Here is a 14,841-nt window from a genome sequence, read left to right as displayed (position 1 = left end):
CAGCTGCAACGTCATGATCAAGGCATGACACCGATACCCATCATCCTTCTGGCGGCCGGACAATCCAGCCGCATGGGCAACGAAGACAAGTTGTTGCAAGTCGTCGACGGTCAACCTTTGCTGCGCCGCGCGGCCCAGATTGCACAACGGGCAGCTCCGGTTATCGTCGCGCTGCCCCCCTCCCCACATCCACGATATGAGACCCTAGACGGTTTAGACTTGTGCAAAGCTGAAATTCAGGACGCCAAGGAAGGAATGAACGCTAGCCTCCGTGGTGCACTGGCTCATGTATCGCCCGGTGCTCCAGCTGCGATGGTATTGCTTGCCGATCTGCCCGACATCACATCAGAGGATTTGAAAGCCGTTTTGTCATCTGTTCAATCCCACCCGGATAAGCTGATTTGGCGCGGTGCTACGGAAACCGGTAAACCTGGACACCCAGTAGTGTTTAACCGTAGCCTATTCGGACAACTTGAACGCTTGTCGGGAGACCAAGGCGCACAATCAGTGGTTCGCGCTTGTTCAGACAAAATACATCTGCAACCACTACCCGGCCTGAACGCCTTACTGGATCTAGACACGCCAGAGGAGTGGGCCGCATGGCGTGCAAAACGCGCTATCTGAAACTAACACGGCCCGGTCGTTAAAGACCGGGCCGGTACCCAAAACAGGACTACCACTTTTCATCAATCCTAGAAACGCTGCCAATAGTGCCTAAAGGCATTTTGGCTATTCCGCCGCCGAACCTAAACAAGACCCCCTCGTTAACATGCCGCTCAGCGTTTCCAGTGACTGCGTCAAGCCTCTGACACCCCCTAGTGCCTTTGGCTCCCCCTCGCTTGGGCAATATCATCGTCACCCATCCCAAGGTTTCAAACAACGTAAAATTAGAAGTAGCGGTTAATTTTGCAGATTTCAGAATGGTTTTTTCGCAACATTCTCTCAACGCGATTCAACCCTAAGAAGAGCTCAACAACACAGAGATTGTAGCCGCCACACAATTAAGCACACACCTAATAAGGTATCGAGCAATTAAGCTATATATTGTTGTTGGTAACCTCGCTGCTATAGGAACAACCCCACAACTAAAAGGGGAGCCACCAGAAAACCGAGGATTCAGCATCTCATTTGTTAACTAATTTTATTCAATTCAACTCTTTTCGCGTATTGAGGTCGATATCGGCAACAATCCACCGATTCGCGTCTAGTGATTCGCACTGCCGAACACTCACCGCCCCAGGCCCGACGGCATAGAACCGACAATTTGTGGCCAAATTAAGATTTCTTAACATTTTGCTCAGGAAAGAAACAGACTGTGGGGGCATTTGCTGTTTCAACGCGCGGCCGCAACCGCGTGATATAAACAGGAGACAAAAATGAGCATCCGCAAAACCTCTCTTCTTTTGCCACGGACATCCGGATGGGTTGGTGCAGGAGCACTGAGCGTCGCTATGCTGGCAACCACTGCCCTACCCTCGATGGCTGATGAGGCTTTGGCCGACCTGGTGGAAACCGTTTCCCCGTCGGTCGTGACCATCATTGCCGAGCAAAACGCTGCGCCGATGCCTGCACAGGGACGGAATTTCGAATTTGATCAGCACCCTTTTGGTGAGTTCTTCAAACGCTTTGGCGCACCAGAAGGGTTCAACGCGCCGCAGCGCGGGCCAGCTCAAGGGCTTGGATCAGGCTTTGTCCTGAACAAGGACGGATACATCGTCACCAATCATCACGTCGTTGACAACGCGTCGTCGGTCACCGTCCGTCTTTCGGACGACCGCACATTCGAAGCTGAAGTCATCGGCACCGACCCGTTGACCGATATTGCTGTGCTGAAGATCGAAGCGGGCGAAGATTTGCAAGCCGTGCAACTGGGCGACAGCGACGTAATCCGCGTGGGCGAAGACGTTGTTGCTATCGGAAACCCGTTCGGGCTGCATTCGACTGTGACCACCGGGATCGTGTCAGCGAAAGGTCGCAATATCTCGGAAGGGCCTTATGCCGAATTCATTCAGACAGACGCGGCTATCAACAAAGGCAACTCAGGCGGTCCGCTGTTCAACATGGACGGCGAAGTGGTCGGCGTTAACTCGGCCATCTACTCTCCCACCGGTGGGTCCGTGGGTCTGGGCTTTGCAGTAACGTCGAACATTGTTGAACATATCGCCGCTGACCTGCGCGATGACGGTCAGGTAAGCCGCGGTTGGCTGGGTGTTTCAATCCAAAACGTCAGCCCTGAACTTGCTGCGGCCATGGGCATCGACAGCTACACCGGCGCACTTGTGTCAGATGTTGTCAAAGACAGCCCGGCCGAAGGTGTGCTGCAACAAGGCGATGTCATCCTCACCTTCAATGATGAGATCGTGGACTCCAGCAGCGACCTTCCGATCCTTGTCGGCACAACCAAAGTGGGCACCGACAGCATTCTGACCGTCCTGCGTGATGGCAAAGAACAACAGTTGGAGTTGACCATTGGCCAACACCAAAGCGCCTCGGCCCAGATCGACAAGTCGGTCGACGAAACCGTCTCGGGTACTGCTCTGGGTGTGACTGTCGCGCCGCTGACCGACACAACTCGCGCCGAAATGGGAGTTGGCGAAAATGTCGACGGCGTGATCGTCACCGACCTGAAACCCGATAGCCCGGCTGCCAAGGCTGGTCTGCAACGAGGCGATGTCATCGTAAAGCTGGGCGGCCAGGAAACCGCGACACCGGACGCACTAAAAGCTGCGCTGGACAGCGAAAAAACCGACCCCGCGCTTGTTCTGATCAATCGCGGTGGAAACCAGATCTTCGTTGCGGTGGAAATCGCCTGATCTGACACAAGCGCGCGCCACGTGATGGGGAAATCTGGCGGGCGCCTCCTCGACGGTTTGATTGTCCGCAAACCGCCGGGACTGCCGGGTGCGCAACTCCGCACCCGGCAGATTGTTTAGCCATACCATGTGCTTTGTCCCGATTTTGTGTTTAAATCCCGGTAGAAAGGAACTCGGATCATGAGCCGTCGCCTGCTAATCGTCGAAGATGACGAAGACACACGGGAATTCATCGCCAAGGGTTTTGGCGAAGAAGGCTATGTCGTCGAGCAGGCCGAGGATGGCCGCGAGGGCCTATACCATGCCACCGACGGCGGGTTCGATGCAGTCGTTCTCGACCGGATGCTGCCGGGCCTGGACGGCCTTTCACTGATCAAGTCGATGCGCGCGGCGGGTGTGAAGACCCCAGTACTGATGCTGACCGCGATGAGCGCCGTCGACGAACGTGTCAAAGGTTTGCGCGCTGGGGCGGACGACTATCTTGTCAAACCGTTTTCTTTTCAGGAACTACACGCGCGGATCGAAGCCCTGCTGCGCCGTCCGCAAGAGGCCGAAGAAAGCCCGACCTTGACCTGCCGTGACCTCGAGATGGATTTGCTGACCCGCAAAGTCACCCGGAACGGGCGAGAGATCACCCTCACCCCGCGCGAGTTCCAGATCCTCGAATTCTTCCTGCGTCGGAAAAACCGCGTTGTGTCGCGCACCATGTTGCTTGAGGGCGTCTGGGATTACCATTTCGACCCAAACACCAACGTGGTCGACGTCCATATCTCCAAGCTGCGACGCCAACTGGACGAAGGTGGCGAGCCACCGTTGATTGAAACCGTCCGGGGTGCCGGCTACATGATATCTGATGGATAACATTCGGCTTTCCTTCAACAATTCGCGAACACGCCTCGTACTGGCCAGCATGGTTCTCAGCACGTTGCTGACGGCCACTGTGCTGGCACTGGTTTATGTGACGGCGAACCGCAGTATTGAAGGCGAGACCCGCTCGGTCGTATCAGCCGAACTGACCGGACTTGCAGACGAATACGAACGTCGTGGCCTGCTGGGATTGATGCGCGCAATTGAACGACGCATCCCCACCGCCTCGGAGAGGGACGCCCTATATCTGTTGACCGACCGGTTTGGGGTCAAACTGGCCGGGAACCTCAAGCAGTGGCCCGAACACATCGCGGCTGGCAGCGGTTGGGTCGATCTTGAGCTACGCCGGGCCGACAATGACCAGCTTGTACCAATCTCAGCAGCCTCGGTCCGCCTGCCCGGTGGCGAACGCCTACTGGTCGGTCGTGACGCGCTGGCGCGGCAGCAGTTTGACCGGGTTTTGTTGCGTTCTGTCGGCATCGCGCTTGGGATTGCTTTGGCGCTGAGTATTTTGACCAGTTGGTTGTTCTCCCGGCTGGTTTTTTCCCGTCTGTCCGACATTGCCAGTACCGCCGAAAACATTGTCTCGGGCGATCTGTCCCGGCGTATGCCCCTGCGCGGCACCGGGGATGAGTTTGATCAGGTGTCAGGGACTCTGAACACCATGTTGGATCGTATCGAGGAACTGGTCAGCAACCTGCGTACCACGTCGAATTCCATCGCGCATGATTTGCGTTCGCCCCTGTCACGCCTGAAACAAAGGGTTGAAACCCTATCCGATCCTTCGAAAACAGATCAGGAACGCGAGATTGATGTCGCGCGGGCCAGTGTGGAAATCGATAACGTACTGCGCGTACTGGGGCAGCTGACCGAAATTTCACGTGCCGAGGCAGGCGTAGGACGGGATCAATTCGAACCGGTGGACCTGCAACAACTGGTGGCGGACGTGGTCGAGCTTTATGATCCGGTAGCCGTTGATCAGGGTGTCCGGCTTGAGGTTACGGGAGCGGCCTCGCCCATCCCGGGGCACCGTCCGTTGCTATCTCAAGCCCTTTCGAATTTGCTGGAAAACGCGATGCGCTACGCGCCGCAAGATACAACCGTCACGATCAGCTTGTCCGAAGACGGCCCCTATACCAGCCTCAGCGTCCGCGACCAAGGTCCGGGAGTGCCGCAAGAGGACTTGTCACGACTGCAAATGCCGTTTGTAACGCTTGACCCGGCCCGAACCGAGCGCAATGCCGGGCTTGGTCTGGCACTTGTAGCCGCAATCTCGCATATGCACGGGGGTGCATTTGAGGCTCGCAATTGCGATCCAGGCCTCGAAGCGGTGATCAAACTGGCGCGGAAGCCCTAAGCAGGCACACCATTGATTGCCATAGTCTTGTTTTTATAACGCTTATCGGCGGTTACATCGGCACCGAACCAAGCAGGCGGCGTATAGGCCTGCGCCTCGGCTTCACTCTGAAACTCCACCTCGACCAATAGTAATGGGCTCAGATCACCCGAAAACACGTCCAACTCAAACACACGCCCATCCGGCAATTGCCCGGTATAACGTTCTTTTTCCACGCGGCGCCCGTCCGTCTCGGGCCAGAAAGTTTCGAATTGCTCTGCAGTAATCTCGGCCTCGCGTTCAATCCGCACCATTGCTCCGCTGCCCTTGAGGGTCAGGAAGAATTTGTCGTTTTTCTGACGCAAACGCAATTCGGTGGAGTCATCAGGTGCCGTCAAATAACCCTGACGCACGACGGCCTTTTCCGCGCCACTCAGGTCCGGCAACTCCGCTACCAGAAACTTGCGTTCAATTTCGGTGCTCATTTGGTTGAAACCACTCCATTTTCCAATTCATCGAACAGCGCCTGATAGGCAGCGCTTGCCGCACTGCGGCCAGCATATATGCTGACCGGGGCGCGGTTTTGACCCATGCGTTCAATATCCGCGGCAAACGGAATTTCACTGTTCAGGAACCGCTTCTTGTATGCTTTTCGCATTTTCTCCATCGTCTCAAGATGCAAGGTCTTGCGCCGCTGAACCATCGAGAAGAACGCCTTGATCTTTTTCTTTGGCAGCTTCTGCTTTTCGAAAAAACTGACCAACTGTTCCAGTGTCCGCTCGGACAGGGTGGTCGGAATAACCGGCACGAGAATTTGATCGGCGGCTTTGAAGATATTCTCGGACAGGGTCGAAAAATTCGGAGGGCAGTCCAAGATGATCACGTCGTAATCACTGCCCGCCGTCACCAGCGCTTTTTTCAACCGAGATCGTTTGTTCCGCATCCGCGAGAGAAAAACATCGAAATCGCGGAAGGTCAGGTTAGCGGGCAACACGTCCAGCCCCTCAAAATCACTGGCGCGGATCGACTTGGTGAACCGCGCGACGTCCTCGAAGAACCGCGCGTCGGTTAGTTTTTTCGACGGCTTCACACGGAAATAGAACCCCGATGCGCCCTGCGGATCGAGATCACACAACAGCACCGTGCTTCCCGCCCGCGCACAGGCGTAGGCCAGGTTCACTGAGGTCGCGGTTTTACCCACCCCGCCCTTGTTGCTGTAGCAGGCAATGATCTTCACTCCTCAGTCCTCCTTGTGGTGAAACAGGGTTCGGAACAGGTGCTGAATATCCGCGCTGTCGAAATGCTGGAAATTGGCGATAACACGGTCGCGCTCAGCTTTTTGGCGTTGATCAAGCACAGCGATTAACCCTCCAATCGACATCGCAAGTTGAGCGTTCGCCTGGCCTTGGGTATTGCTTTGGGTCGCAACGAATTCAAACAACGCCTCTTGCTGGACCGAATAGTCGTTGAACAGACCAAGGTTATCCTGCAGCTTTTTCAACGGCTTTATAAGCTTTTTGAAATCAGACTTGTCGAAAAGAGGAGCAAAAAACTCCATCAGATAGCGCAGTTTCTTACAATCAATCCGCAGGTCATGCACGACCTCGTCCGGAGTGTCCGGGGTAATACCGCGCGCCAGCTTGCACACCTTACGATAGCGCTTCCAGATCAGTGCACAGGCATAGTCGTATGCACCGCGATCTGCTTTTGGGCCAGGCTCCAGGCCTTTTGTATCTGCAAACAGCGCAAATAGGTCATTCATTTTCTGGTCGTAAGCAGCACTGCGAAACCGTCGGGACAGCCCAGCTAATGCACGGGTCCGTTCCTTGGCAAACTGTGCGAACATGGCCTCGACCCCCTGATGAAGGTTGGCCGGTATCAAATTAAAATAAATGTCTTTTTCCAGAAGATAGACATCCAGATCCCGCACCCGCCCTGTAGGCGCCATCAAGTCCGAGAACTCACGTTTCAGCGCGTCCGTCTGCTCAGGGGAAAACACACCTTTGAACAGGCTCAGCACCGACCGAACGCGGCGCAGCGAAACCCGGTAATCGTGTAGAAACTCTGTGTCGATATCGGCGATTATCCCCGCCTCATTCCGGCGCGCGACAACCAGAAAGGTGCGAATGATATCGGCTGCCACTTCGATCGAAGGCTCCTGCATACCCAATTTGACTTCGGGCTTAGCGTTGTAGGGAGTCGCATCAGAATACAGGCTATGAAATACCGCCTCAATGCCCCCGGTCCGATCCGCCATGCTTTCAAAAGTTGAACAAACCGACTGATAGGCACGGTCGTAGCCGCGCATGGGATGAACCGTCACAAGGGCCACCTGTCCGTCATTCGCAGTCAAAGACAGCACACTTCCCCGAACTTGGGTCTTTTGCAAATCATCCAGCACAGCAAAATTAGCGGTTTCAACTGTGCCCGACCCGATGCTCATCAGGGCACGCAATTTGGGAAACCCTGCCAGCGCTGAACGAAACGGCCCATCCGGCATATCCTGAACAAATGTTCCTTTGCCTTTGCACCTTTGGACGGCCACGTCCCCTTGGCCTTGCAGCAGACGCAAGGTGCCACCAGATGCAATCAAAAGCCGACCCTCTGCACGCAGCGATTGATCATGGCAATCCAGCAGATCAAAGGGGCGAGCGGCTTCTGGCGCTTCAAAGACAGGCGTCAGCCCCCTAAGCGCATCCGAGAGCCCAGCCGGATCGAATTTACCCGGAATGACAAAGAAGCTGCTAGTTTGCCCCATCAAGACAGACCCTCTTTCGGTGTCTCAAGATAGTCGTTACCAGAGTCTCAATAATCTTCTGGACGCTGGTTCTCCCTTTGATTGCGCGAATTTTTAAAGCCTTCAACGTCTTGCCGTCCAACCTCAGCGACGTGTTCTTTTTGCTCTTGCCGGATATTTCACCGGGTTCCTTGCTCAGGGACATCGGCAACCTCGTGACAGCATGTGGTCATGAAATTGCATACCTTGTAATGTGGCAAGGCAAATCTCAAGCTGACCCTGCGTCAGGTCGACAGTCCCGCAACACAAGGCTAAAGGTTGCGCATGTCAGATCCCATCTCTTCGATCCGCAATCTTGGCCCAGCGTTTGAGCAAGCCTGTGCACGTGCAGACATTCACTCCGCCCAGCAACTGCGTGAGATCGGTCCGGATGAGGCCTATGCCCGTGTTGTGCAGGCCGGAACTCGTCCACATTTCATCGGCTACTACGTGCTGGTCATGGGACTGCAGGGCCGCCCTTGGAACGACTGCAAGGGCGAGGAGAAAAAGGCGTTACGCCAACGGTTTGACGCAATAAAAGCACGTGTCAGCACAGCGCCCGAACATAAAATGATCTCGGATCTGGACGCAATTGGCGTGCGCGTGTCGGCCGACGATCTCAAATCGGAATAAAAAAGGCCGCCCCCGACGCCGGGAGCGGCCCAATAATCCAATCTGTGGTGGATTAGCCGACCAGTTCGATGCCCGAGAAGAAGTAGGCGATCTCAACAGCTGCAGTTTCCGGAGCGTCCGAACCGTGGACCGAGTTTTCGCCAACCGATTCAGCGAACTCGGCGCGGATGGTGCCGGGGGCTGCGTCTGCGGGGTTGGTTGCGCCCATGACTTCGCGGTTCTTTGCAATGGCGCCTTCGCCTTCCAGAACCTGAACAACAACCGGAGCCGACGACATGAATTCGCACAATTCGTCATAGAACGGACGCTCGGCGTGCACGTCATAGAACTTGCCAGCCTGAGCTTTGGTCATGTGGATGCGCTTTTGCGCGACGATGCGCAGACCAGCTTCTTCGAACTTGGCGTTGATCTTGCCAGTCAGGTTGCGGCGGGTTGCATCGGGTTTGATGATCGAGAATGTGCGTTCCAGTGCCATGTCGGCCTCTCCTTAACATAAGGCGCGGGGTCGCGCCGAAATCCATCGCGCGCCGCCTAGCATGGTCTGTCTGATATGAAAAGCACTATGATGTGCTTGGGCTCAGATCGCTTCCGGCAGTGGGTCCTGCCGGTCGACCCAGCGCACGTAAAGTACAGCCAGAAGACCGGTGAAACTACACGCCCACATCATGCCCAAAACCAGAAACGGACCGTTCTCGGGGCTGACCCAGAGACCGGTGAGCGATGTCAGAACGGCGCCCAACGCCACGACCATAGCGCCAGATAGGCCTGCTGCGCTGCCTGCCAGTTTAGGGCGAACAGACATCAAACCTGCGGTCGCATTCGCATTGGTCAGGCCGTTACCGAACCCAACAAATATGGCAGACCCGAAGAACATCCAGACCGAACCAAGATCAGCAAGGAACAGCAACAAACCGATCAGTGGCCCCGTCGATGCGACGACGCGCCCAATCAGGATCATTGTGGTCAACCTTGTGCGCCCTGCGATCCGCCCAGTGATATAGTTCCCCACCATGAAACCGCCAGTGATGATGCCAATCCCCAGCCCCAGCATCTCGGGACTCAGATCGAACCACGCCGCTGCCACCAGGGGCGCACCGGTGATGAAGCTGTAAAACCCGCCGATCGAAAATGCGGCACACAGGGCGTAGCCCCAGAACCGGCGGGCGCGAAACAGGTGCGGGTATTCTTTTAGCTGTGCCGAGAAGGTCGAGGAGCGGTTGGTGTTGGTCTCCCCCATATCCACCCAGAGTAACAACAGCACCCCTGCCCCAAGTATGGAATACAAGACAAAGCCCGCGCGCCAGCCAAACAGGCTGTCCAGCGCACCACCTAGCATCGGCCCGAGCATCGGGGCCAACGCCATAGCCATCGTGACATAGCCCAATTTACTGGCGGCCTCATTCGGTGGGTACATATCGCGGATAGCGGCACTGGACAAAACCGGCCCCGCCACCACCGCGGCCTGTAGCAAGCGAAAACCCAGGAAGGCCCAGATCGACTCGGCCAGAACGCATCCGATGGAGGCTGCGACAAAGATCGACATACAGATTAACAGTATGGGCCTGCGCCCGAACCGATCAGACAACGGTCCCATGATCAGTTGCAACACCGCAGACACCGCCAGATACCCGGCCACCGAAAGGTTCACCAGCGCGTAATCGACCTGAAAATCACCGGCCATCCGCGCCAGTGACGGCAGGAACATGTTCAGCGTCAGCACGGACAGCGCCGTGGCGAACACCAGAGTGACCAGAGAAGGAGGCGAAGACGCCGCGCGCATAATGAATTCCGTCAGGATCAGACAACCGGACCAGCGCTAGCACATAGACCGCGTTATGAACATGCCAAGCCGCTGGCGGCGTCTGAAATGCTCTGTTATGAGCGGCTCATGTTACGGATCGAAGACATCACCTACGCGGTCGAGGGCCGCCCTCTGTTTGATGGCGCAAGCGCTACTATTCCTGACGGCCACAAGGTCGGTCTGGTGGGGCGCAATGGCACCGGCAAGACGACTCTGTTCCGTCTGATCCGGGGCGAACTGGCACTAGAATCGGGCAACATATCCCTGCCAAAACGGGCGCGGATTGGCGGGGTGGCACAGGAGGTGCCCTCGTCCGATGTCTCGCTGATCAACACGGTGCTGGCTGCCGATACAGAGCGTAGCGCGCTGATGGCTGAAGCCGACAGCGCTGAAGACCCTGCACGCATTGCCGATATTCAGACCCGTCTGGCCGATATCGACGCCTGGTCGGCCGAAGCTCGGGCAGCCTCGATCCTCAAAGGACTTGGGTTTGATGACGAAGATCAACTGCGCCCCTGTTCCGACTTCTCGGGCGGCTGGCGGATGCGTGTCGCTCTGGCAGCAGTGCTGTTTTCGCAACCCGACCTGCTTCTGCTGGACGAACCGACGAACTATCTGGATCTTGAAGGCGCCCTGTGGCTGGAAAGCTATCTGGCGAAATATCCGCATACGGTCATTATCATCAGCCACGACCGAGGGCTGTTGAACCGGGCAGTTGGCTCGATCCTGCATCTGGAGGACCGCAAGCTAACGTATTATGCGGTGCCATACGACAAATTCGCCGAGCGCCGCGCTGAACGTCTGGCGCAGGCCGAATCCGAGAACGCCAAGGCCAAGGCCCGTATCGCGCATCTGCAAAGCTTTGTGGACCGCTTCCGCTATAAGGCGTCCAAGGCGGTGCAAGCCCAATCGCGCCTGAAAATGATCGAGCGCATCCAACTGGTCTCGACGCCGCAAGAGGCTGCCCTGCGCGCGTTCTCTTTCCCCGAGCCCGAAGAGCTGTCTCCGCCGATCATTCAAATCGAGGGCGGCGTCACTGGTTATGGCGAGACCGAGGTTCTGCGCCGCCTGAACCTGCGCATTGATCAGGACGACCGGATAGCTCTGCTGGGCAAGAACGGTCAGGGCAAGTCGACCCTGTCCAAGCTGCTGTCGGACCGCCTGCCCCTGATGGCGGGCAAGATGACCCGCAGCAACAAGCTGCGCATCGGCTATTTCGCACAACATCAGGTGGATGAGTTGCATGTGGACGAATCACCCTTGGACCACCTGCGCCGCCTGCGCCCGGATGAAGCACCGGGCAAGTGGCGATCGCGCCTGGCCGGATTCGGACTGAACGCGGATCAGGCGGAAACCCTGGTCGGACGCCTGTCGGGGGGCCAGAAAGCCCGCCTGTCTCTGCTGATCGCTACGATCGAAGCGCCGCATATGCTGATCCTCGACGAACCGACCAACCACCTGGATATAGAAAGCCGCGAGGCGCTGGTCGAAGCGCTGACTGCCTATTCCGGTGCCGTAGTTCTGGTCAGCCACGACATGCACCTGCTGTCGCTGGTCGCGGACAGGCTGTGGCTGGTTTCGGACGGCACGGTCAAACCGTTCGACGGCGATCTTGAAGCTTACCGCGCCATGCTGCTGGCCCGCGACAAACCGGTCAAAGTGAAACCGCAGACGGCGAAGCCGAAGCGCCCCTCGCGTGAGGCGGTGCTTGCGCTGCGTGCAGACCTGCGCAAATGCGAGGACCGGATCGAGAAACTGACAGACATGCATGAGAAGTTGTCGGCCAAGCTGGCAGACCCGGCGCTGTACGAGGACGACAAGATCAACGACCTGCAGACTTGGAACCGCAAATTCGCCGAGGTCGTCGAGGCCATGCAAAAGGCCGAGACCCTATGGGTCGCCGCCGCTGAACGTCTTGAAAACGCCGAGAATGCAGCATGATGGATCTGGCCTTTTTTATTACTGCTTTCACCACCTTGTTCGTGGTGATCGATCCCTTTGGCACGACCCCGATCTTCGTGGCGCTGACACAGGGCATGGACTCCCGCGCCCGCCGTAAGGTCGCGTTGCGCACCTGTGCGACAGCCTCGGGCATTCTGATCGCCTTTGCGGCCTTTGGCGAGGCAGTGTTGGGCTTTGTCGGCATCTCAATGGAGGCATTCAAAGTCGCCGGTGGTGCGTTGCTGTTTCTGACAGCGCTCGATATGTTGTTCGAACGCCGCACCAAACGCCGCGAAGATCGTGTCGAAGAGGAAGAAGAACACCCTGACCCGTCCGTATTCCCTCTGGCCATTCCACTGGTGGCCGGACCGGGCTCGATTGCGACGATCATCCTGCTGGCCGGTCAGCACCCGGGCATTCTGGGCATAGCCGAGGCCATTCTGGTGATGCTGGCGGTGATGGCCGTGGTTCTGACCTTCTTCCTGTCGGGAGGCCTGATCGCGCGCATTCTGGGCAAGACGGGCCTGAACGTGCTGACTCGGTTGCTGGGGATGTTGCTGGCGGCATTGTCAGTTCAGTTCATATTGGACGGCCTCAAGGCCTTTGGTTTCGCGTCGTAAACCCCATATACCTTATAACGAGTTGGTAAGGGTAAAGGTATGGTCGGCGACGATTTTGGACGTTTGGTATATCTGGTCGTGCTTGGCGCGGCGGTGGTGTTTTGGTTTGTCTCGCAAAACCGCCAATCTCTGAACAAAACCATGCAGCAGGCGATGGCTTGGGTGTTCATTTTCGTTGGCGCCATTGCCGTTGTCGGGCTGTGGGATGATATTCGGTCAACCGTTGGCCCAACCGCGCAAATGACGGTTACCGGCGAAACGATCGAGGTGCCGCGCTCTTATGACGGCCACTATTACTTGCCCGTTCTGGTAAACGGAGAGCCGATCACCTTCCTTGTCGACACCGGCGCCAGCCAGATCGTACTTAGCGAACAAGACGCCGAACGTATTGGCATCGACCCCGACCAATTGAACTATTTCGGCCGCGCGGCTACTGCGAATGGTGAGGTCCGGACGGCGCCCGTTCGGCTGGACAGTCTTGAGCTTGGCCCGATCACTGATCGCGGTGTCGCGGCTTGGGTCAACGAGGGCGATTTACGCCAGTCTCTGCTGGGCATGGATTATCTGCACCGGTTCTCGAATATTCAATTCACGGATGGCCGTCTGATCTTGTCTCGCTAAGGGCCAGTGACCACACTTCGGAATTGAGAACAAAGTGAGAACATGCTAGTCTTGCGGCATGTCTACCAACCTTCTTGGCCGCAAACCTGCACGTGAAACACCGGGACTGGCTTTGCACCCTCAGATCACCCTGCAACTGGGCCGCGTGCACGAGGCTTGCGGCCCCGCCCGACGCAGCTTTGCCATGTGGCTGGCAGGTCAGGCGCAGGGACCGGTGCTGTGGATTTCGCCCGCATGGGAGGCCGGCCAGCTAAACCCCGACGGCATGATGCCCTTTGCCGACCCGGCGCGGTTTATCTTTGTCCGCCCCACCCGCGCCGAGGATCTGCTTTGGTGTATGGAGGAAGCACTGCGTAGCGGGGCCATCCCGCTGATCATCGGCGATCTGCCCGGCGCGCCGGGGCTGACGCCAGTGCGGCGCATGCATCTGGCTGCGGAACAGGGCGGCGCGATGGGACGGGCTCCGCTGGGTCTGCTGCTGACGCCCGGCGATGGTGGCGCGCAGGGCGTTGAGACGCGCTGGCACATGGCCGCCAACCATCAAGGCGAGACCCGCCGCTGGACCCTGACCCGCCGCCGCGCCCGCGCCCTGCCCCCGGTCAGCTGGCAGGCCACCCAGACCAAATCGCGCGCCGGATTGAACCTGACCCGGATCGAAGCCAAAGATGCTTTGGTGTGACACCTCACAGAGTTAAGAAAACTTGTGACTGGCAAAAGTCCAAACCCCGCCCTAGCCTTTCAGTATGAGCAGCCGATCCACGGCAGCCGACACTCTTAGTTTCGCCTACCGATCGCGCCCCCGTAAACAGGAGGCCTTTGCATGAACCGAATGACTCGCCGCGCACTGCTGGCCGGTCTGGTAGCCTTGCCCCTGACACGCCCAGCCCATGCTGCAACGGCCCCTTACGAACTGGTGCCTCAAGGCACGTCCGTCGACTTTACATTTGACCTGTCGGGGCTCGCCCAATCCGGCACAATGCCGGTCCAAGCTGCGAATATCCAGATTAACCTAAGTGACCTGACCAAAAGTCGCGTGGTCGTCACCCTGAATGCGGCCGAAGCCCGAACCAAACTGCCATTTGCCCGGAGCGCGATGTTGGGCGCAGAAGTTTTGGATATCGCGAGCTTTCCGACGATTCACTTCGTGTCAACCAAAGTGGAACTCGGCGATGGTGGGCGAATCTCACGCGGCGCGAAAATCACCGGAGACCTGACCCTACGCGGCGTAACACGCCCCATCACCCTTCAGGCCGATCTCTTTCGCCCCCACGGCAGCGCTGCCGACAACTTGGATATGCTCTCGATCCGCCTGACCGGAGCTCTGAACCGCCACGATTTCGGCGCGTCCGGCTACGCCGATCTGGTGCAAGATACTGTGGGGCTGGATATCCAAGCGGAAATCAAACGGGTCAAATAGACAAAAAACGACGGTT

The 14,841-nt window shown here is 57.4% G+C and carries 15 protein-coding genes; 10 read left to right on the top strand and 5 right to left on the bottom strand.

What is annotated here, in order from left to right; translation table 11 throughout:
• The first annotated feature begins 24 nt into the window (after positions 1-24).
• From ABLN94_RS08230 to ABLN94_RS08215, 4 genes are all read left to right on the top strand, one after another.
• Complete coding sequence (locus ABLN94_RS08230; protein ID WP_352991431.1) at positions 25-624, top strand: nucleotidyltransferase family protein; 600 nt, start codon at positions 25-27, stop codon at positions 622-624.
• A gap of 752 nt (positions 625-1,376) precedes the next feature.
• Positions 1,377-2,813 carry a DegQ family serine endoprotease gene (locus ABLN94_RS08225; protein ID WP_352991428.1) on the top strand — a complete coding sequence of 479 codons (1,437 nt, stop codon included), beginning with the start codon at positions 1,377-1,379 and terminating at the stop codon, positions 2,811-2,813.
• Between the two features lie 180 nt (positions 2,814-2,993).
• The gene (locus tag ABLN94_RS08220) at positions 2,994-3,674 is read left to right on the top strand and encodes a response regulator transcription factor (protein WP_170487206.1); all 681 of its coding nucleotides are present in this window, start codon (positions 2,994-2,996) and stop codon (positions 3,672-3,674) included.
• Positions 3,667-5,037, top strand: coding sequence for a sensor histidine kinase (locus ABLN94_RS08215; RefSeq protein WP_352991425.1), 1,371 nt, complete (start codon positions 3,667-3,669; stop codon positions 5,035-5,037). The genes ABLN94_RS08220 and ABLN94_RS08215 overlap by 8 nt, the downstream gene beginning before the upstream one ends.
• On the opposite strand, the gene ABLN94_RS08210 is transcribed toward ABLN94_RS08215, so the two are convergent.
• The 3 genes from ABLN94_RS08210 to ABLN94_RS08200 are packed head-to-tail and all read right to left on the bottom strand — an operon-like array spanning position 5,034 to position 7,774.
• On the bottom strand, positions 5,034-5,501 hold the full coding sequence (locus tag ABLN94_RS08210; protein ID WP_352991422.1) for a CYTH domain-containing protein: 468 nt from the start codon (positions 5,499-5,501) through the stop codon (positions 5,034-5,036). The two genes, ABLN94_RS08215 and ABLN94_RS08210, sit on opposite strands and share 4 nt — an antisense overlap.
• Positions 5,498-6,253, bottom strand: coding sequence for a ParA family protein (locus ABLN94_RS08205; RefSeq protein WP_352991419.1), 756 nt, complete (start codon positions 6,251-6,253; stop codon positions 5,498-5,500). Before ABLN94_RS08205 ends, ABLN94_RS08210 begins: the two co-directional genes overlap by 4 nt.
• A gap of 3 nt (positions 6,254-6,256) precedes the next feature.
• Complete coding sequence (locus ABLN94_RS08200) at positions 6,257-7,774, bottom strand: CHAD domain-containing protein (protein ID WP_352991673.1); 1,518 nt, start codon at positions 7,772-7,774, stop codon at positions 6,257-6,259.
• Between the two features lie 303 nt (positions 7,775-8,077).
• Between ABLN94_RS08200 and ABLN94_RS08195 the strand changes: the two genes are divergently transcribed.
• Positions 8,078-8,425 carry a TfoX/Sxy family protein gene (locus ABLN94_RS08195; RefSeq protein ID WP_352991416.1) on the top strand — a complete coding sequence of 116 codons (348 nt, stop codon included), beginning with the start codon at positions 8,078-8,080 and terminating at the stop codon, positions 8,423-8,425.
• Between the two features lie 52 nt (positions 8,426-8,477).
• Here the strand turns inward: ABLN94_RS08195 and ndk are convergent, their stop codons facing one another.
• Together ndk and ABLN94_RS08185 are read right to left on the bottom strand one after the other, a co-directional pair.
• Positions 8,478-8,900: a nucleoside-diphosphate kinase gene (ndk, locus tag ABLN94_RS08190; RefSeq protein WP_008757405.1), complete on the bottom strand. Its 423-nt coding sequence runs from the start codon at positions 8,898-8,900 to the stop codon at positions 8,478-8,480.
• A gap of 102 nt (positions 8,901-9,002) precedes the next feature.
• Positions 9,003-10,205, bottom strand: coding sequence for a multidrug effflux MFS transporter (locus tag ABLN94_RS08185; protein ID WP_352991413.1), 1,203 nt, complete (start codon positions 10,203-10,205; stop codon positions 9,003-9,005).
• Positions 10,206-10,313: 108 nt separating this feature from the next.
• Here ABLN94_RS08185 and ABLN94_RS08180 point away from each other — a divergent pair, with 108 nt between their 5' ends.
• From ABLN94_RS08180 to ABLN94_RS08160, 5 genes are all read left to right on the top strand, one after another.
• On the top strand, positions 10,314-12,167 hold the full coding sequence (locus ABLN94_RS08180) for an ABC-F family ATP-binding cassette domain-containing protein (RefSeq protein ID WP_352991410.1): 1,854 nt from the start codon (positions 10,314-10,316) through the stop codon (positions 12,165-12,167).
• The gene (locus ABLN94_RS08175; RefSeq protein WP_170487189.1) at positions 12,164-12,787 is read left to right on the top strand and encodes a MarC family protein; all 624 of its coding nucleotides are present in this window, start codon (positions 12,164-12,166) and stop codon (positions 12,785-12,787) included. The genes ABLN94_RS08180 and ABLN94_RS08175 overlap by 4 nt, the downstream gene beginning before the upstream one ends.
• Before the next feature lie 39 nt (positions 12,788-12,826).
• The gene (locus ABLN94_RS08170) at positions 12,827-13,408 is read left to right on the top strand and encodes a retropepsin-like aspartic protease family protein (protein ID WP_352991406.1); all 582 of its coding nucleotides are present in this window, start codon (positions 12,827-12,829) and stop codon (positions 13,406-13,408) included.
• Positions 13,409-13,466: 58 nt separating this feature from the next.
• Entirely contained in the window at positions 13,467-14,087 is a 621-nt protein-coding gene (locus tag ABLN94_RS08165) for an ImuA family protein (RefSeq protein WP_352991403.1), read from the top strand.
• Between the two features lie 141 nt (positions 14,088-14,228).
• A complete protein-coding gene (locus ABLN94_RS08160) occupies positions 14,229-14,825 on the top strand; it encodes a YceI family protein (protein ID WP_352991401.1) in 597 nt (198 codons plus the stop codon).
• Positions 14,826-14,841: the final 16 nt, after the last annotated feature.

Origin of the sequence: Ruegeria sp. SCP11 (genome assembly GCF_040329455.1) — a bacterium.
Lineage (GTDB): Bacteria > Pseudomonadota > Alphaproteobacteria > Rhodobacterales > Rhodobacteraceae > Ruegeria > Ruegeria atlantica_E.
This window is presented reverse-complemented; position numbering and strand designations above follow the sequence as displayed.